The organism is Pseudomonas sp. HR96 (assembly GCF_034059295.1).
In the GTDB taxonomy this organism is placed as follows: domain Bacteria; phylum Pseudomonadota; class Gammaproteobacteria; order Pseudomonadales; family Pseudomonadaceae; genus Aquipseudomonas.
Genome location: NZ_CP139141.1, coordinates 2,959,922 through 2,978,154, shown reverse-complemented (window position 1 = coordinate 2,978,154; position 18,233 = coordinate 2,959,922). Strand labels below are relative to the sequence as shown.

Annotated in this window: 16 protein-coding genes and 1 tRNA gene; 11 read left to right on the top strand and 6 right to left on the bottom strand. The window is 65.3% G+C overall.

The features are described from left to right. Positions 1–4 precede the first annotated feature (4 nt). The 3 genes from SFA35_RS13340 to SFA35_RS13330 are packed head-to-tail and all read left to right on the top strand — an operon-like array spanning position 5 to position 2,426. Entirely contained in the window at positions 5–805 is an 801-nt protein-coding gene (locus tag SFA35_RS13340; RefSeq protein WP_320571008.1) for a DUF6708 domain-containing protein, read from the top strand. Further along, positions 802–1,614: a DUF6708 domain-containing protein gene (locus tag SFA35_RS13335; RefSeq protein WP_320571007.1), complete on the top strand. Its 813-nt coding sequence runs from the start codon at positions 802–804 to the stop codon at positions 1,612–1,614. The genes SFA35_RS13340 and SFA35_RS13335 overlap by 4 nt, the downstream gene beginning before the upstream one ends. After that, complete coding sequence (locus tag SFA35_RS13330; RefSeq protein WP_320579010.1) at positions 1,614–2,426, top strand: DUF6708 domain-containing protein; 813 nt, start codon at positions 1,614–1,616, stop codon at positions 2,424–2,426. The genes SFA35_RS13335 and SFA35_RS13330 overlap by 1 nt, the downstream gene beginning before the upstream one ends. Positions 2,427–2,496: 70 nt before the next feature. On the opposite strand, the gene SFA35_RS13325 is transcribed toward SFA35_RS13330, so the two are convergent. Then, on the bottom strand, positions 2,497–3,387 hold the full coding sequence (locus tag SFA35_RS13325; RefSeq protein WP_320571006.1) for a LysR family transcriptional regulator: 891 nt from the start codon (positions 3,385–3,387) through the stop codon (positions 2,497–2,499). A gap of 102 nt (positions 3,388–3,489) precedes the next feature. Between SFA35_RS13325 and SFA35_RS13320 the strand changes: the two genes are divergently transcribed. Continuing rightward, complete coding sequence (locus tag SFA35_RS13320; RefSeq protein ID WP_320571005.1) at positions 3,490–4,476, top strand: quinone oxidoreductase; 987 nt, start codon at positions 3,490–3,492, stop codon at positions 4,474–4,476. 1,136 nt (positions 4,477–5,612) lie between these two features. Here SFA35_RS13320 and SFA35_RS13315 read toward each other — a convergent pair. From SFA35_RS13315 to SFA35_RS13300, 4 genes are read right to left on the bottom strand one after another with little or no spacing between them, the layout of a single operon-like run. Beyond that, positions 5,613–6,584 carry an XdhC family protein gene (locus SFA35_RS13315; protein ID WP_320571004.1) on the bottom strand — a complete coding sequence of 324 codons (972 nt, stop codon included), beginning with the start codon at positions 6,582–6,584 and terminating at the stop codon, positions 5,613–5,615. Position 6,585: 1 nt separating this feature from the next. After that, positions 6,586–7,836 carry a cytochrome c gene (locus SFA35_RS13310; RefSeq protein WP_320571002.1) on the bottom strand — a complete coding sequence of 417 codons (1,251 nt, stop codon included), beginning with the start codon at positions 7,834–7,836 and terminating at the stop codon, positions 6,586–6,588. A 2-nt stretch (positions 7,837–7,838) separates the two neighbouring features. Continuing rightward, positions 7,839–8,378, bottom strand: a complete 540-nt coding sequence (locus tag SFA35_RS13305; RefSeq protein ID WP_320571001.1) for a (2Fe-2S)-binding protein — start codon at positions 8,376–8,378, stop codon at positions 7,839–7,841. Continuing rightward, positions 8,371–11,202 (bottom strand): xanthine dehydrogenase family protein molybdopterin-binding subunit, encoded by a 2,832-nt coding sequence (locus tag SFA35_RS13300; protein WP_320571000.1) that lies wholly within the window; start codon positions 11,200–11,202, stop codon positions 8,371–8,373. Before SFA35_RS13300 ends, SFA35_RS13305 begins: the two co-directional genes overlap by 8 nt. A gap of 244 nt (positions 11,203–11,446) precedes the next feature. Between SFA35_RS13300 and SFA35_RS13295 the strand changes: the two genes are divergently transcribed. From SFA35_RS13295 to SFA35_RS13265, 7 genes are all read left to right on the top strand, one after another. Next, on the top strand, positions 11,447–11,800 hold the full coding sequence (locus SFA35_RS13295; protein ID WP_320570999.1) for a DUF427 domain-containing protein: 354 nt from the start codon (positions 11,447–11,449) through the stop codon (positions 11,798–11,800). Positions 11,801–11,902: 102 nt separating this feature from the next. Further along, a complete protein-coding gene (gene uvsE / locus SFA35_RS13290; RefSeq protein WP_320570998.1) occupies positions 11,903–12,934 on the top strand; it encodes a UV DNA damage repair endonuclease UvsE in 1,032 nt (343 codons plus the stop codon). Between the two features lie 114 nt (positions 12,935–13,048). After that, positions 13,049–13,594 (top strand): isochorismatase family protein, encoded by a 546-nt coding sequence (locus tag SFA35_RS13285; protein WP_320570997.1) that lies wholly within the window; start codon positions 13,049–13,051, stop codon positions 13,592–13,594. A gap of 2 nt (positions 13,595–13,596) precedes the next feature. Next, entirely contained in the window at positions 13,597–14,577 is a 981-nt protein-coding gene (locus SFA35_RS13280; protein ID WP_320570995.1) for a GlxA family transcriptional regulator, read from the top strand. A gap of 51 nt (positions 14,578–14,628) precedes the next feature. Continuing rightward, the gene (locus SFA35_RS13275; protein ID WP_320570994.1) at positions 14,629–15,513 is read left to right on the top strand and encodes an EamA family transporter; all 885 of its coding nucleotides are present in this window, start codon (positions 14,629–14,631) and stop codon (positions 15,511–15,513) included. Positions 15,514–15,646: 133 nt separating this feature from the next. Further along, a tRNA-Gln gene (locus tag SFA35_RS13270) sits at positions 15,647–15,721 on the top strand. 127 nt (positions 15,722–15,848) lie between these two features. Further along, positions 15,849–16,502 (top strand): hydrolase, encoded by a 654-nt coding sequence (locus tag SFA35_RS13265; RefSeq protein ID WP_320570993.1) that lies wholly within the window; start codon positions 15,849–15,851, stop codon positions 16,500–16,502. Between the two features lie 15 nt (positions 16,503–16,517). Here the strand turns inward: SFA35_RS13265 and dhaL are convergent, their stop codons facing one another. Next, complete coding sequence (gene dhaL, locus SFA35_RS13260; protein ID WP_320570992.1) at positions 16,518–18,215, bottom strand: dihydroxyacetone kinase subunit DhaL; 1,698 nt, start codon at positions 18,213–18,215, stop codon at positions 16,518–16,520. Positions 18,216–18,233 lie beyond the last annotated feature (18 nt).

Here is an 18,233-nt window from a genome sequence, read left to right as displayed (position 1 = left end):
GAGCATGAAGGCACCACTATTACGTCCCCGCCACCCGGGTTGGAAGAAAGATCTTTCCGGCCCAAACGATGAACCTGGTAGGTTACTCTATACATGCTTCATATCGAACCCACCCAACTACTTTGACGACATCTACCTGGAACTACCGCGCGCGACCCTGAACTCCCGGGGTTTTGTAGCCATTTCATCGATAATCATGATGATGATAACTCTCGTGACGGCGGCACTGTTTTTCTTCGTCATGGCACTCCCTATTCACAGCTTTGAATTTCTGATTGCAGATCTAATAATGCTGAGTCTGCTGATAGTCGGCGCCGGCAGCGCGATCTGGGGCTGGCGGCTCGACACCGAATGCCCTCGAGACGAGCCCATCCGCTTCAATCGAGTACGCCGCAAAGTCTATGTCTACCGCTTCCGAAGCAACGCCTTCAGATTATTCAGCCGCACCGAATGGGGCGTCCATGTCGATGTCTTCGACTGGGACGACCTGCACGCCGAGTACTGCAGTGCCTACGGCCCCATGGGAACCGGTGGCAAAATCGAGCTCGTCATGCTAGCCGTCCGCGAACCCGGGACTAATATCGCCAGGGATCGATTCAAGTTTGCCGGCAGCCAGGAGGATGGTGAATCCTACTGGGCCATCGCCCAGCTGTTCATGCAGCAGGGCCCACAAGCCATCCCCGTCTTTGATCGTCCGCCCCGCGACTGGAACAACGAGGATGACACCTTGAATATCGCCCGACGCCTGGCGCCCAAGGTTAAGTGGCCTGAGGATATCGACATCGAATCAAGGACGGCTCCATGACAGTTAACGGAGCAAGGCCGTTATTGCACCCTCGTGCTCCCGGCTGGAAAAAGGACCTCGCCGCGCCAAACGATAAACCTGTCGAAGTGGTGACCACAAGATACATATCGAATCCGCCGAATTGTTTCGACCAAATTTACTTGGAACTACCGCGCCAAACTTTGAATGTTCGCGGACCCATAGCAATACTCGCCATTGGCCTGATGATACTTTTTGTGTTAGGAACAGCATTATATTTTCTTACGCTGGAATTAGACTACCCAAGCCTTGAATACCTCATTGCCGACCTTATGTTTTTGAGTGGATTACTGCTCACCGCCGGCAGCGCGATCTGGGGTTGGCGGCTCGACACCGAATGCCCTCGAGACGAGCCCATCCGCTTCAATCGAGTACGCCGCAAAGTCTACGTCTACCGCTTCCGCAGCAACGCATTCAGATTATTCAGCCGTACCGAATGGGGCGTGCAGGTCGATGTCTTCGACTGGGACGATCTGCATGCCGAATACTGCAGCGCCTACGGCCCCATGGGAACCGGTGGCAAGATCGAGATGGTCATGCTGACCGTCCGCGAACCCGGGACTAATATCGCCAAGGATCGATTCAAGTTTGCCGGCAGCCAGGAAGATGGCGAGTCCTACTGGACCATCGCCCAGCTGTTCATGCAGCAAGGTCCACAAGCCATCCCTGCCTTTGACCGCCCGCCCCGCGACTGGAACAACGAGGATGACACCTTGAATATCGCCCGTCGCCTGGCGCCCAAGGTGAAGTGGCCGGAAGATATCGATTTTGAATCGAGGACAGCACCTTGATGCGCATCAAAAAGCAACCGCTATTACATCCCCGGCACCCGGGCTGGAAGAAAGACCTCTCAGCGCCGAACGAGCTACCTGGCAAAGTGTTTTCTACCGAATTCATTTCCAACCCACCTAATTATTTTGACGAAATTTATCTGGAATTACCACGAGGTACATTAAATTTTCGCGGACCTTTAGCAATTATATCCATTGTCATGATGGTGTTTTTGACAGTAGCAGGAGCTTTTTTATTCGATGCTCTGTTGTTCTGCACTCGAAGTTTCGAGGGGCTGACTATAAGTCTTTTTGTTCATTGTTTATTACTGCTTGCTACTGGGACCGCGATCTGGGGCTGGCGGCTCGACACCGAATGCCCTCGAGACGAGCCCATCCGCTTCAATCGAGTACGCCGCAAAGTCTATGTCTACCGCTTCCGCAGCAACGCCTTCAGATTATTCAGCCGCACCGAATGGGGCGTCCATGTCGATGTCTTCGACTGGGACGACCTGCACGCCGAGTACTGCAGTGCCTACGGCCCGATGGGAAGCGGTGGCAAGATCGAGTTCGTCATGCTGGCTGTCCGTGAGCCCGGGACCAATATTGCCAGGGATCGATTCAAGTTTGCCGGCAGCCAGGAGGATGGTGAATCCTACTGGGCTATCGCCCAGCTGTTCATGCAGCAGGGCCCACACGCCATCCCCGCCTTTGATCGTCCGCCCCGCGACTGGAACAACGAGGATGACACCTTGAATATCGCCCGACGCCTGGCGCCCAAGGTTAAGTGGCCGGAGGACATCGACCTGGAATCCAGGACTGCACCGGATTGAGTTCAGTATGATTGTTGGTCGACACACCTTCAAAGCGAGCAGACGCCACGTCGAGTCCTGCCCACCCCCTCTACAATCCATCTGCCTCTGGCCTGACCTCAATCGCCAACTGCGCCTGACCCTCCACGCATTCGATCAGAAACTCCATGACGGCCCTGACCGCCGGCGCGCGGCGCAGGTCCGGGTAAACGGTCAGCCAGATATCGCGCAGCGGCGCTGGGGTGGGGGTAGCCACGCGTTGCAATACCGGGTCCTGGTCGCCGACCAGGGTTGGCAGCACGATGGCGCCGACGCCGTGGCGAGCGGCCATCTGCTGACTGGCCAGGTCGCTGGCAGCGAACAGGATCGGGCGCTGGCCGCGCAGCTCGTGCAGCCAGGCCTGCTGGGGCAGGTGGTCGTGGGAGGCGTCGTAGGCCACGAACGACCATTGCGCGGCAGGTCGCTGCGTCAGCGCGGCGCTGGCGTAGAGGGCAAAACGCACCGCACCGATCTTGCGCCGTACCAATGCTGGCTCTTCGGGGCGCACGGTACGCAAGGCGATGTCGGCCTCGCCCTTGTCCAGTGAGGCCAGGGTGGTCGACGGCAGCAGGACAAGGTCCAGCTGCGGGTAGCGTTGGCGCAGGGCGGCGACCTGTGGGGCGATGCAATAGGTCGCCAGGGACGGCGGGGCGCTCACCCGGACGGTACCGGTGAGGTTCAGCGAAGCGCTGCGGGCCAGGCGATTGACTTCGCCGGTGATGCCCGCCATGCCGCCAGCCACGCGGGCCAGGGCGCGGCCATCGGCGGTCAGCGGGCGGCTGCGGGGCAGGCGCTCGACCAGGCGCAGGCCCAGGTCACGCTCCAGCGCATCGAGCCGCCGGCCCACGGTGGCGTGCTCGACCTGCAGCTCGCGGGCAGCGGCGGACAGCGACTCGGTCCGCGCCAGTACGGTGAAGAAGTACAGATCCTGCCAGTCGAACATCGGGGAGATTCCAATCGGATGAAGTGCGCGATTGGGGAATTCTGGTACAGATGCGTTCGCTCTACCATAGTTGCGAATGCTGATCAGACGGGAACGAGCTTGATGCAGGGCTTATATATCGACCGCTATGGCGGTCCGCAGGTTGTGCAGTTGCGCACCGACCTGCCTCGACCTGGCGCCGCGCCAGGGCATGTGCTGGTGAAGGTGGCCTGCGCCGGCATCAATTTCATGGACGTGCACACGCGCCAGGGCAAATACGCCCTTTCGCGCACTTACCCGGTTCGCCTGCCGTGCACCCTGGGCATGGAGGGCGCTGGCGAGGTGGTCGAAGTCGGGGAGGGAGCTGGGCACTTTCGCCCCGGTGATCGAGTGGCCTGGTGCATCGCCTGGGGCAGCTTCGCCGAGTATGTCAGCGTGCCGGCCGCACGGTTGGCGAAGATCCCGGACGGCATCGGCTATGACGTCGCGGCAGCGGCGATTTTCCAGGGCTCGACCGCGCATTATCTGGTGCAGGATATCGCCCGCCTGGCGCCGGGCAGCAGTTGTCTGATTCATGCCGCTGCCGGCAGCATTGGCCAGTTGCTGGTGCAACTGGCCCATCGGTGCGGGGCCCGGGTGCTGGCCACCGGCAGCAGCCCGAGCAAATGCGCCGTCGCCCGGCGGTTGGGCGCCGAGCAGGCCATGGGCTACGAGCATTTCGCCGATCAGGTGCTGGCGGCGACCGGGGGCTGCGGGGTGGATGTGGTCTTCGATTCGCTGGGCAAGGCCACCTTGCGCGAGAGCTTTCGCGCCTGCCGGGCGCGGGGCCTGGTCATTAATTACGGCAATGTGTCGGGCTCGGTCCGCGACCTGGACCCGATCGAGCTGGGCGAGGCCGGCTCGCTGTTTCTCACCCGGCCGCGGCTGGCCGATCACATGGCCGACGGAGTCACGGTGCAACGCCGGGCGGACGCGGTGTTCGCGGCGATTCTGGATGGGTCGTTGCAGGTGCAGATCGAAGGCCGCTACCGCCTGGACGAGGTGGCCCAGGTGCATGCGCGGATCGAGGCGCGGGAGATGATCGGCAAGGCAGTGGTGGTGATGGGCTGAGGCATCACCGCCAGGCCGGTGTGGTCTGCAGGAGGATCAAGAGCTCGGGGCGTTGCCCCTCCCACGGTGGGGGACGACCCCGATAGGGCGCCAGGCCGGTGTGGTCTGCAGGAGGATCAAGAGCTCGGGGCGTTACCCCTCCCACGGTGGGGGACGACCCCGATAGGGCGCCAGGCCGGTGTGGTCTGCCAAAGAATCAAGAGCTCGGGGCGTTGCCCCTCCCACGGTGGGGGACGACCCCGATAGGGCGCCAGGCCGGTGTGGTCTGCAGGAAGATCAAGAGCTCGGGGCGTTGCCCCTCCCACGGTGGGGGGCGGCCCCGATAGGGCGCCAGGCCGGTGTGGTCTGCAAAAGAATCAAGAGCTCGGGGCGTTGCCCCTCCCACGGTGGGGGACGACCCCGATAGGGCGCCAGACCGGTGTGGTCTGCAGGAGGATCAAGAGCTCGGGGCGTTACCCCTCCCACGGTGGGGGACGACCCCGATAGGGCGCCAGGCCGGTGTGGTCTGCAGGAGGATCAAGAGCTCGGGGCGTTGCCCCTCCCACGGTGGGGGACGACCCCGATAGGGCGCCAGGCCGGTGTGGTCTGCAGGAGGATCAAGAGCTCGGGGCGTTACCCCTCCCACGGTGGGGGACGACCCCGATAGGGCGCCAGGCCGGTGTGGTCTGCCAAAGAATCAAGAGCTCGGGGCGTTGCCCCTCCCACGGTGGGGGACGACCCCGATAGGGCGCCAGGCCGGTGTGGTCTGCAGGAAGATCAAGAGCTCGGGGCGTTGCCCCTCCCACGGTGGGGGGCGGCCCCGATAGGGCGCCAGGCCGGTGTGGTCTGCAAAAGAATCAAGAGCTCGGGGCGTTGCCCCTCCCACGGTGGGGGACGACCCCGATAGGGCGCCAGACCGGTGTGGTCTGCAGGAGGATCAAGAGCTCGGGGCGTTACCCCTCCCACGGTGGGGGACGACCCCGATAGGGCGCCAGGCCGGTGTGGTCTGCAAAAGAATCAAGAGCTCGGGGCGTTGCCCCTCCCACGGTGGGGGACGACCCCGATAGGGCGCCAGGCCGGTGTGGTCTGCAAAAGAATCAAGAGCTCGGGGCGTTGCCCCTCCCACGGTGGGGCGGTGTGAGCATTTGACTGTGAGCTCAAACCCGGTCGCGGGCCACTCCGCTGCGGATTCGCACGATATCGGCCAGCACCGCGAGGGCAATCTCGGCGGGGGTCTTGCTGCCCAGGTTCAGGCCGATGGGTGCGTGGATGCGCGCCAGTTGCTCATCGTTCAGCCCGGCAATGCGCCGCAGCCGCTCGAAGCGTTTGCGTGTGGTCTGCTGCGAGCCCATCACGCCGATATAGAAAGCCTCGGTGTGAATCGCCTCCATCATGGCCAGGTCGTCGATGCGCGGGTCGTGGGTCAGGGCGACCACGGCGGTGTCGCGGTGGCAACCGCCCTGGGCAATGAACACCGAGGGCAGCTCTCGACGGATCTCGACACCCTCCAGGCTGACCCCGGCGAGGACTTCGTCCCGTGGGTCGCACAAAATCACTTCGAAGCCGAGGCTGACGGCGAACTGCGCGCAGATTTGCGCCACGCTGGAATAACCGGCCAGCAGCAGGCGTTGCGCAGCGCCGACGCGAACCCGCACGCTGTGCGGCTCGCGCTCGATGCGCGGCCCCTGGGCTGGGTCGGCAAGCAACTGCAGCGCGCCGTCGGCCAGGTTGATCTGGCGAATCAAGCGCACCTGGCCGCGCAGCGCCGACTGCAATTGATGCAAATGTTCACGGCTGGCACAGTTGGCCGGCAGGCGCTCGACCAGCACATCGAGCACGCCGCCGCAGGGCAGTCTGACCCGGGTGCGCGGTTCGTCGCCGGCGCCATAGCGCACCACGCAGACCGCCTCGTTGAACTCGCCGTCGGCGACCCGGGCGAGAAAATCTTCCTCCACACAGCCGCCGGACAACGAGCCGAGCCACTGCCCGGCGCTGTTGACCGTCAGCATCGAGCCTGGCGCCCGGGGCGCCGAGCCGTAGGTGGCGAGCACCGTGCACAGCCAGATCGGCTGCCCCTCGGCGAGCCAGTGCCCGGCCCGTTCGATCACCTGCAGGTCCAGGTGCTGCATCTCAATGCACCTTGTGCTCGGTGGCCGGGGCGTCGGCGCGCAGCCGCTCGACGTCACCGGCGTTGAGGTTGCCGGGCTGGCCGCCCCAGGCCTGGCGCAGGTAGTTGAGCAGGTCGGCGAGCTGTTCGTGGTTGAGCTTGTCGGCAAACCCGGGCATCGGCTGCATGCGCTCGAAGCCCTGGAATTTCTGTTCGCCGATGCCGTCCTCGATGACCCGCAGCAGGTTGTCCGGCGCCTCCAGGCGCAGGGTGGTATTGCCGACCATGGCCACCGCGATATGCGGCTTGCCGTCACCTTCAGGGGCGTGGCAGCCGGCGCAGAGGTTGAGGTATTGCTGGCGGCCACGCTGGGCGCTGGCGGTCAACTGCTGCATGGCCACCGGCGCCGGGCTGTGCGGCGCGGGCGGGTTGTCGCCGAGCAGGTAGGTGGCCATGGCCCTGAGGTCGTCGTCGTTGAGCCCCTGGGTACTGTTATGGAACACCGGGAACATTTCGTTGAACATGCTGCCCTGGGCACTCATGCCATGTTTGAGGAAGGTGCTCAGGTCGTCGGTGTTCCAGCCGCGCGCGGCGAGTTCCGGGGCCAGCAGGTTGGGCGCCAGGTAGCCGTTGAGCATGCCGCCGGTCAAGCGCTTGTCCAGCTGCATGGCGCCGGACAGGCCGCGTGGGGTGTGGCATTCACCGCAGTGTCCGAGCACTTCGACCAGGTACTGGCCGCGTTGGTAGGCCGAAGTCTTGCCCTCGGTCGGGGCCAGCTGCAAAGCGTCGCCGTACATCAGGTTCCAGCCGGTCAGGCCCAGGCGCACGTTGAACGGAAAGGTCAGGTGAGTTTCCGGGGCAGGGCGGTGGATCGGCGCCACAGTCTTGAGGTAGGCATGGATGGCATCGACCTCCTCGCGCGGCATCAGGTGATACGAGGCGTAGGGCATCGCCGGGTACAGATTGGCGCCATCGCGGCGCTTGCCGCGGGTCACGGCAGCGTAGAACTCGTCATCGCTGTACTGGCCGATGCCGTAGTCCTTGTCCGGGGTGATGTTGGTGCCATAGATGGTGCCGAACGGCGAGACGATCGGCAGGCCGCCGGCATACGGCGCGCCGCCGACCGCCGTGTGGCAGGCCATGCAGTCGGCGGCGCGGGCCAGGTATTCACCGCGCTTGACCTGTTCGCTGGGCGCGCTGTCGGCGGCAGATGCACAAAGCAGCGGGCCGCACAGGGCCACCGCCAACGCGAGGCGGGACAGTAATGGCTTCACGCTCAACCCTCCGTGACCAGGCCGAGGTCGTTGAGCACCAGGCGCGTGGCGTTGTAGTAACGCACGTAGCCGGTGCAGCGACAGATGTGGTGGCCCAGGCTCTCTTCGATCACCTGCTCCAGCTGGCTTTTGACCACTGGCTTGCGCTGCAGCTTTTCCACCAGCACCGTGGCGGCGTTGACGAAGCCAGGCGCGCAGTAGCTGCACTGGAAGGCGAACTCGTCGACGAAGCGCTGCTGGATCGGGTTGAGCTCGACCACCTGGCCGCTCTCGTCGCGGCGGGCGTGGCCTTCGATGGTGCGCACTTTCTTGCCGTCGAAGTAGTGCGCGCCGGTGATGCAGGTGCGCACTTCCTCGCTGGTGCCGTCGGGGTTGTCGACGATCACCACGCAGGCGTGGCAGATGCCCTGGCCACAGCCCAGGCGCGAGCCGGTGAGGTTCTGGTACTCGTGCAGGAAGTCGACCATGGGCAGGTCGTCCGGCACCGTGACTATGCCGGTGGCTTGACCGTTGAGGGTGATGTTGAGCGGACGGTCAGCCATTGAGGGCCTCCTTGATGCGAGCGGAAGTGATCGGCAGGTCGCGCACGCGCTTGCCGATGGCGTGGGCGACGGCATTGCCGATGGCGCCGACGATGGGGATCATCACCACTTCGGCGATGCCCTTGGAGGGGTCGCTGGGCGACAGCGGCGGGAGGATCTCCGACGTCTGCGTCCACACCGCGACATGCCGCGCCATGGGCAGGCGGTAGCGGTTGAAGTTCCAGTCGCCTTCACCGGGGCCGCCCTCGTACAGCGGCATTTCCTCGGTCAACGCGTGGCCGATGCCCATGGCGATGCCGCCTTCCAGCTGCCCCTTGACCAGTTCGGGCACCAGCGCCCGGCCGCATTCGACCCAGGAGTGGTGGTTGAGCACTTGCACTTCATGGGAGCCCTTGTTGACCCGCAGCTCCACCACCGTGGCCACCGGGCTGTAGTAGGTGACCATGGCGTTGTTCAGCTGCACGTCGGGGTAATGCACGTTCTGGCGGTCCAGCAGGTGGAAGCCGGCAGTGCTCATCAGCGCCTTTTTCGCGCTTGGCGCACCGTCGCCGTATTTCACCGCCAGGCCGTCCAGCGGCAGGCGCTCCTTGACGCCGTCGATGCTGTAGTCGGCCTGTGCCCACATCCAGCGGTTGAAGCCGTGCACCGTGGCGCCGGTGACCAGCCCGCGCTCATGGGCGCGGCGCGCCAGCTGGGCGAACGGCAGCGGCTGCATGCCGTCGGCGGTCAATTGGCCGTCGACCCAGTGGGCGTCCTCGCGGCGCAGCACATAGGGGTTGGCCGAGCCGCCGTAGGGGCCCTGGCCCCAGATTTCCAGCGCCGCCGGCCAGATGCCATTGTTGAACAGCACGCGTGCCGCTTCGCGGGTGGCGTGGCTGAAATAGTAGGCCGAGTTGGTCGCCGACGAGGCAGACGCCACCTTGCCGACCCAGCGCGGGTTGCGCAGCAGGTTGTCCTGGTCGCTCTGGCTCATGATGTAAGGGTTGCCGCTGCTGATCAGCTGCAGCTCCGGCCAGTCGGTGACAGCGGTCTTGACCTCGTTGGCCGCCTGGCCGAGGAAATCGGCGACCACCAGGGCCTGGGAGGTGGACATGCCGGTGCCCAGCTCGATACCGATATGGCGCAGGGTGATGTGGCCGTCGGCATTGAACTCGATGCTGGCCATGGGCGCTTCGGAGCCGGTGCCGAAGTCCTTCTGGCAGATGGCGAAGCCGATGCCGTGCCAGTGGTCAGGGTCCTTGGCCTCGCGGTCGAGCTTGAGCGCGTCGCGGTTCTTCCAGGCGGGGTGCTCGGCAGCCTTGTCGAGGATCTCGTGCAGGCGCAGGGCACCTGCAGGAATCGCCCCCTGGGTGTTCTTCATGCCGGTGCGCATGGCGTTGCGGCGGCGCAGTTCCAGCGGGTCGACGCCCAGCCGGCCGGCGATCTCGTCGACCATCATCTCGGTGGCGGCCATGCTCTGCAGCGTGCCGTAGCCGCGCATGGAGCCGGCCTCGACGCCGCGCGAATAATAGGCGGTAACCTGCAGGTCGTTCTGCGGCATGTAGTAGATCGACTGCGAGGCGGTGGCCCCGACTGCCGCCACCGAGGGGCTGTAGTTGATGCGCCCGCCGCCGTCGACGTCCATGTCGGCGAGGAAGATCTTGAAGCTGTTGTCGTTCTTGTCCACGGCCAGGCGGTAGCGGATGTCGAACGGGTGGCGCTTGATGCCGCTCTGGAACTGTTCATAGCGGTCGTTGGCCAGGCGAATCGGTACGCCCGCGCCGTACAACGCGGCCAGGGCTGCGTAGTAGACGAAGATGTTGTGGTCCTTGGAGCCGTAGCCGACGGTGTAGCCGGGGTGCATGTTGAGATTGCTCAGGCCGAAGCGCGACGGCGCGATCATCTTCGCCGTTTCGGTGGCCGCCTCCAGCGGGCACTGGGTCGCAACCACAAAGTGCAGGGTCTTGCTGGCCGGGTCGTACCAGCCGTTGCCGTTGTCCGGCTCCAGTGCGGCCGGTTCGATGGACGGGGTCTTGTAGCGCTCGTCGAAGATCAGCCAGTTGTCCGGCGGGCTGGCCAGCTGCTGGCGCATGCGCTCGGCGTAGAACAGGCCACGCTCGGTCAGGTTGCCGTGCAGGTTGGGCTGCGAGTCCCAGACCGGGCGGCGGTTGCGCAGCATCGGAAAGAGCATGGAGTCTTTCAGGCTGGCGAACTCGTCCTCGTCGGCCGAGGTAGCGCCGCCCACGCGGACATAGCGGAAGCTGCCGTACGGGTCGCGCTCGTACAGCGGCGCCTTGTCGCCGTAGCGGATCGCCTTGTCGTTGAACTTGAGCTTGTTCTTGGCCTGGCGGAAGCGTTCGAAGTCGTGCCAGATCAGGATCGCGACCGGGTGGCCGATGAACATGGGGATCTGCCCGACCGGCAGCAGCGGGTCCGGGTCGTGCTCCTCGGGAAAGACGATGCCGTCCTTTTTCAGGTCGTCGGCGGTGACGATGCGGTCCGGCTGCAATTCGCTGCCCAGCCACGACAGGTCGAAGCCTGCATAAAGGCGGTCGACCTTGGTGATCTTGAGCAGCATGGCGTGGCCTTGCTGCTGCGGCCAGCCTTGCATGTCCATGGCGCGGATGTCGCGGGAGAACACCTTGCTGCCGCAGACCTTGGACAGCGCGTCGTTACGCGAGCGCGCCTTGCCGTTATGGCCCATCCATTTTTCCGAGGGGGCGGCCACGCTGCCTTCCTTGAGCGCCGCCATGGCCTGACTGCCAAGGGGTGCCAGCGTCACGGTCACGCCAGCGATCAGCCCTCCTTGCAAAAAGGAGCGCCGAGAGAGTTCGCGGTTGGACATGCATCATCCTCTGAGCGGTATCGGGATCCGCCCATGTCATTGTTTTGATTTCGTCTTGTGGTTCGAGAGCAGGCGCAGACCCTTGCCGTTGCGGGTGAGGGGTGAAACGCTGGCAGAAAAACCTGACTCAGAAGACAACTTTATCCGTTTGGATGGCCGAATGCAAAGGGCCTGTATGGACTAATCTTGCGAGGGTGCGCCGATGCGCGAATTCCGGTGACATCACAACAAGAGACTCACGCCTATGAAACTGCCGAGTGACCAACACCCGATTACCCTCCAGACCCTGCCGCAGCGCCTGACCGTCCGATTCAAGGGCACCGTCATCGCCCAGTCCGACGAAACCCTGGTGGTGCAGGAGGCCAACTACCCCCCGGTCTACTACGTGCCCCGCGCGCACATCAACGCCAAATACTTCTCGCGCACCCCACACACCAGCCACTGCCCGTACAAGGGCGATGCCAGCTATTACAGCCTGGTGGTGGACGGCGAGACCGCCGAGAACGCCGCATGGAGCTACGAAGCTCCGTACCCGGCGCTGGCGGAAATCAGTGAACATGTGGCGTTCTATCCGGACAAGGTGGCCTTCGAGGTTTGATATCGAGGATGGCAGGGCATTGGAGAGGTCAGGCATGAGCCAATTTGGGAAATCGGGCTGTCCCGGTTGTCCACCCATGACAACTTCCAGAGCCCGCTTCCCATGACCCACCCTCGTATCGGCTTCGCCTGTCAGTATCGGCACGCCATCCGCAGCCTTTCCCTCGCTGAGCTCAAGGTCCTGGAAACCGCGTGCAACACGCGGACCACGACCTTGCGCTGGATGGATGGCGTCTCACCGCAGGTCGCCCAGGACAAGCTGCTCGAGGTGGTGACCCACAACCTTGCGGCGCAGTTGCGCCTGCTGGCCTATGTCGCCGAGCTGCCGCCGGCGCTACGCATGCTGCGCCTGAGCAGTGACCTGCTGCCGTTCTACAGCCACCCGCGGGTGCGCGACTTCTATCAGGGCGTCGAGCGGCAGGCGTGGCTGGGGGAGCGGTTCGCGGCGATGGGCGAGCTGGCGCGTGGCGCCGACATCCGGCTGTCGTTTCATCCCGGACAGTTCTGCGTGCTGGGGTCGGACAAGCCCGAGGTGGTGGAGAACAGCCTGGCCGAGTTCGAATACCACGCCGACATGATTCGCATGATGGGCTACGGCCAGCGCTTTCAGGACTTCAAGTGCAATGTGCACATCGCCGGGCGCCTGGGAGGGGCAGGGGTGCGGGCGGTCTGGCCGCGATTGTCGCAAGTGGCGCGCCACTGCATCACCTTCGAGAACGAGGAAAAGGTCTACGGCGTCGATGACTGCCTGGCCCTGGCCGATCTCGCCCCCGTGGTGCTGGATATTCACCATTGCTGGGTCAACGAGAACGACTATATCGACCCCCACGACCCGCGCGTGGCGCGGATCATCGACAGCTGGCGCGGCGTGCGCCCGACCATGCACTACTCGCAGCCCCAGGAACGCCTGCAGGAACTGGGTTTCGCCGCCGAGCGCAAGCTGGAGATGGCCGAGCTGCTCAAGGTGCTGAACAAGCGCGACCTGTACGGCCACAGCGAGGTGATGTGGAACCGCTGGACCAACGACTATGCCCTGCAGTTTCTTGATCGTTTCGACATCATGTTCGAGGCCAAGCACAAGAATCAGGCGACCTTGCTGTTTTATGAGCAGTACAAGCAGCGCTTCGCTGGCTGAGCGCGATATGTCCGAATCGGTCCGGCATCGGTCCTCTGCAGGTGTCTCGCGGCACTTGCAGGACCCTTACCATGGCACCATCATCCACTGCATGGCCCAGCCAAGGTAAACCTCATGTCCAACCATACCGCCCTTCTGGTGATCGACGCGCAGCAGTCTTTCCGCCACTCGCCCTACTGGTCCGAAACCGACCTGCCCGACTACCTTGCCCGGCAGCAGGCGTTGATCGACGGCTGCGTGGCCAAGGGCATCCCGGTGGTGCAGATCTTCCATGTCGAAGACCAGGGGAATTTTTCCCTGGCGGCGGGGTTTGTGCGCACACTGGAAGGATTGCGCATCGAACCTGCAGTCATCTTCCACAAGCATCACCACAGCGCCCTGGCCGGCACCGAGCTGGGCGCCTGGCTGACCGGGCGAGGGATCAACCGGCTGATCGTCAGCGGCATTCGCACCGAACAATGCTGCGAGACCACCACCCGCCAGGCCTCGGACGCCGGCTACGCGGTAGATTTCGTCAGCGAGGCGACCCTGACTTTCGCCATGACTCATGCCCGGTCCGGGCGCAGCTACAGCGCGGCCGAGATTCGCGAGAAGACCGAACTGGTGCTGGAAGGGCGCTTCGCCCGCATCCTCGACGTGGCCCAGGCACTGGAGGGCTGAGCATGGCGATACCGGTGCTGTTCGTGCTGCTGCCCAACGTGCTGATGCTCGACCTGGCCGGGCCTGCCGAGGTCCTGCGCCTGGCGACGCAGTCGGGAGCGGGGCAGGGCGTCGGTTTCCAGCTGCAGTACGTCAGCCCGGTCAGCTGCGTGCACAGCTCCATCGGCCTGCCCCTGAGCGGCCTGGCGCCCTTGCCGGCGACCCTGGCGGCCGACAGCCTGGTGGTACTGGTGGGTTCCACAACGCAGCTTGGCGCTGGCGAGCAGGCGGCGTTCGAGCAGGCCCAGGCGCAGGTCTGCCAGTGGCTGCGCGATGTCTACCAACCCAGCGGCGCGCAGCTGGTGTGCGTCTGCGCCGGCGCCCTGACGGCCGCCCGTGCCGGGCTGCTGGACGGGCGCCAATGCACCAGCCATCACAGCCTGTGCGGCGCCCTGCAAGCGCTGGCGCCCAAGGCGCGGGTGCTCGACAACCGGCTCTACGTGATCGACGGGCCGATCAGCAGCAGCGCCGGCATCACGGCGGGTATCGATCTGATGCTGCATCTGCTGGCCGGCCTTGTGGGGCCGCAGGTCGCCTGCGCGGTGGCCCGCGACATGGTGGTGTACATGCGCCGCGCCGGCGCCGACCCGCAGCTGTCGGCTTGGCTCAGCGGCCGCAATCACCTGCACCCGGCGCTGCATCGGGTGCAGGATGCACTCGCGGCGGCACCTGCCGAGCCGTGGAGCGTCGAGCGCATGGCAGCCATCGCCTGCACCAGCGCCCGCCACTTGGGGCGGGTGTTTCACGAGCACGCCCAGGCCAGCCCGCTGGACTACCTGCACCGCCTGCGGGTCGGGCTGGCGCGTGAATTGCTCGCCCAGTCGACCCTGGACATGGAAGCCGTGGCCCAGCGCGCTGGCTTCGGCTCGGCCCGGCACTTGCGGCGAGTCTGGGGCAAGTTCGAGAGTGCGCCGCCGTCGTACAGCCGAGCCCTTGATCACTAGCGCATGATTGCGCTGGATTCGCCCCGGTCTGCCCCGGTATGCTCGGCCGCCATGACTTCCACCAAAACCACACTCTCGCCGCTCGCCGCCAGCTCTGCTGTGCTGGCCGCGCAGTTTTCCGCCAACGCCGGCGCGGCGCTGGCCAAGACCCTGTTCGCCAGCGTCGGGACCTCTGGCGTGGCGACCCTGCGCATCGGCCTGGCCGCGTTGCTGCTGCTGGCGGTGGTGCGGCCCTGGCGGTTTCGCCTGGATGCCCAGCAGTGGCGCTATGTGCTGATCTACGGGGTGATGCTGGCCGGGATGAACCTGTGCCTGTACCAGGCGTTCCAGCGCCTGCCGCTGGGGGTGGCCTCGGCCATCGAGATCTCCGGGCCGCTGGCGGTGTCGATGCTGTCCTCGCGGCGCTGGGTCGACGGCGTCTGGCTGATTGTCGCGATCGCTTCGCTGTCCCTGCTGCTGCCCAGCGAGACCGGCGGCGCGCCGCTCGACCCGGTGGGCATCCTGTTCGGCTTCGGCGCGGCGGCCTGCTGGGCGCTGTATATCGTCTTCGGCAACCGGGTCAAACACAACGCCAGCAGTGCCGTCAGCTGGGGCATGCTGGTCGCCGCGTTGATCGCCCTGCCCATGGGCTTAGCGCAGAGCGGCGCGTTGCTGATTCAGCCGGCGGTGCTGCTGGCCGGCTTGTGCATCGCCTGCCTGTCGAGCATCGTGCCCAACAGCCTGGACATGGTCGCCCTGCGCAATGCCCCACCCAAGGTCTTCGGCCTGCTCAGCAGCGCCCAGCCGGCAGTGGCCGCGCTGATCGGCCTGGTGGTGCTGGGCGAGCACCTTGGCCTGGCGCAGTGGGCGGCCATCGTCGGCATCGTGATTGCCTGCGCCGGCTGCGTGATCACCGCCTCCAATGAGCAGGCGACCGCCGCCGCAGTCGAGCATTGACTCGATAAGTGGCTGTTTTGGCGAAAAATTTTTGCCAAGGTGCTTTTCTGCTGTAACAAAAGCTGTTAAATTCTCGCCCGTTCCTTGCTGCAACGCCTGCAAAGGCCGGCAGCATCGGCAACAACCGCATCACAGGGGCGTCGCCAAGCGGTAAGGCAGCAGGTTTTGATCCTGCCATGCGTTGGTTCGAATCCAGCCGCCCCTGCCATTTTTTCTCCGTGTTCCGCTCCTCGGAGCACGCGAGGCCAGTTACCGAGCACAAGGCTGCAAGCCGCCCGCCCAGCCCAGGGCGACAATGACCGGGTCATCCACCTATGTCATTGGAGCTACCCAGTATGCCTGTCGCCTCAGCCGTCCCCGGCAAAACCCTGCTCAGCCCGCTCGATCACACCTTGATCATGATCGACCATCAGTCGCAGATGTCGTTTGCCACCAAATCCATCGACGCCGTGACCCTGCGCAACAACGCCGCCCTGGTGGCCAAGGCCGCCCGCGAGTTCGGCGTGTCGACCATTCTCACCACCGTCGCCGAGAAAAGCTTCAGCGGGCCGATCTTCGACGAAATCAAATCGGTGTTCCCCGACCTCAAGGTCATCGACCGCACCAGCATGAACACCTGGGAAGACGCGCGCATCGCCGTGGAGGTCAATCGCCACGCCAAGCCCAAGATCGTTCTGGCCGGGCTGTGGACCTCGGTGTGCATCGTCGGCCCGGCCTTGTCGGCGCTGGACCAGGGCTTCGAGGTGTACTTCATCGCCGACGCCTGCGGCGACGTTTCCGTGGAAGCCCATGAAATGGCCATCCAGCGCATGGTCCAACTGGGCGCCCGGCCGATGACTTCGCTGCAGTACCTGCTGGAGTTGCAGCGCGACTGGGCGCGCGGTGAAACCTACGATGAAACTGTGAAGACCTCGATTGCCCATGGCGGCGCCTATGGCCTGGGGCTGATCTATGCCAAGACCATGTTCGGGGGTTCCGAAGGGCATTGATCCAAGGCTTGGCGCTCAGGCCAGGGCCTCGGCCACCGCCGCCAGCCACAAGCCCACCGCAAACGCCCCCGGGTCGACATGGCCCAGGGCGCGTTCGCCGAGGTACGACGAGCGCCCCTTGTGCGGCAGCATTTGCCGTGTGGCTTCGGCGCCTTGGGCAGCGGCGTTGGCCGCCAGTACCGCGCACTGCGCAGCATCGGTGGCCTGGCCGCGGTTGCGCAGGGCGGTGGCGGCCGGCAGCAGGGCATCGAGCATGGTCCGTTCACCGGCCTGGGCACCGCCCAGGCGCATCACGCCGTCGCAGCCGGCCTGGAAGGCGCGGCTCCAGGCGGCCAGCTGGGTGACCTGGGCCCCGGCCAGGTGAGTGCCGGCGCTCAACACAAACATCGCATAGAGTGGGCCCGAGGTGCCGCCCAGCGAGCGACGCAAAACTGCCGAGACCTGCTGCAGCGCCAGCGCCGGGCGCTCCAGGTCGAAGCTGTCGATGGCCGCCTCGATGGCCGTGGCGCCGCGGCTCAGGCTGATGCCCAGATCGCCGTCGCCGACCAGCGAATCGAGCTGGGTAAGAGGGGACTCCTGAGCCTTGAGCGTCTTGCAGACGTTCAGCAGCACTTTGCGCAGCAGGTCGCCCTTGCGCCAGGCCGCGCCGGCGGGCAGCTTCTCGGCCGGCACCGACACCGTCGGCTGGCGCGTCAGGCTCGCCGCCGGGCGGGTCAGCCCCGGCCAGGCGGCGGCCTGGGTCGGCGCATCGAGCAGCGCCAGGGTGGCATCGTCGACCCGCAGCAGGCTGATGGAGACGCCGGGCATCTCCAGCGCGGTCAGAAAGGTGCCGACCATTACCCCCTCGACCTGCAAACCCTGGCTGCGGCAACCCAGCAACAGCTGGCGGGCGACGATGTCCAGCTCCTGCACCGCCGTGCCACCGAGGTTGTTGACCATCACCACCACGCGCTCACCCGCCTGCAGGCCAGCGCGCAGCACGATGCGGTCAAGCAGGGCCTTGACCATCCGCTCGGCTCGCTCCAGCGGCGCCTGGCGCACGCCGCTTTCGCCATGAATGCCCAGGCCATATTCCACCTCGTCGGCGCCAAGGCTGAAGCCCGGTTCGCCAGCCGCTGGCACCGTGCAGGCGCCCAATCCCAGACCCATGCTGAACAGCCCGGCCGCCGCGTGCTCGGCGGCAGCCTGGACCGCCGCCAGAGGCTGTCCGGTCGCGGCGGCCGCCCCGGCGACCTTGTGCACGAACACCGTGCCGGCAATCCCGCGCCGGCCCACCGAGCCACTGTCGTCGAGGGCGACATCGTCGCCGACCACCACCAGCTCCACGGCGACCCCGGCAGCCCGGGCGATTTCCGCCGCCAGGCCGAAGTTGAGGCGATCGCCCGTGTAGTTCTTGACGATCAACAGCACCCCGGCCGGCCCCGCCACGGTCATGATCGCACTGAGCACGGCATCGACGCTGGGCGAGGTGAAAACCTCGCCCGCCACTGCGGCGGTCAGCAGCCCCGGGCCGACATAGCCGGCATGCGCCGGTTCATGCCCGGCGCCCCCGCCGGAAATGATCGCCACCTGGCCCGCTGCGGCCCGCTCGGCGAAATCGCGGCGGGCAATGATGTGCTGGCCCTCCAGCAGCACCAGGTCACGGTTGGCCAGCGCCAGGCCTTCGAGCATGTCGCCGACGACGGTTTGCGGGTCGTTGATGATTTTTTTCATGGGGGGGAGGGGCCTCTG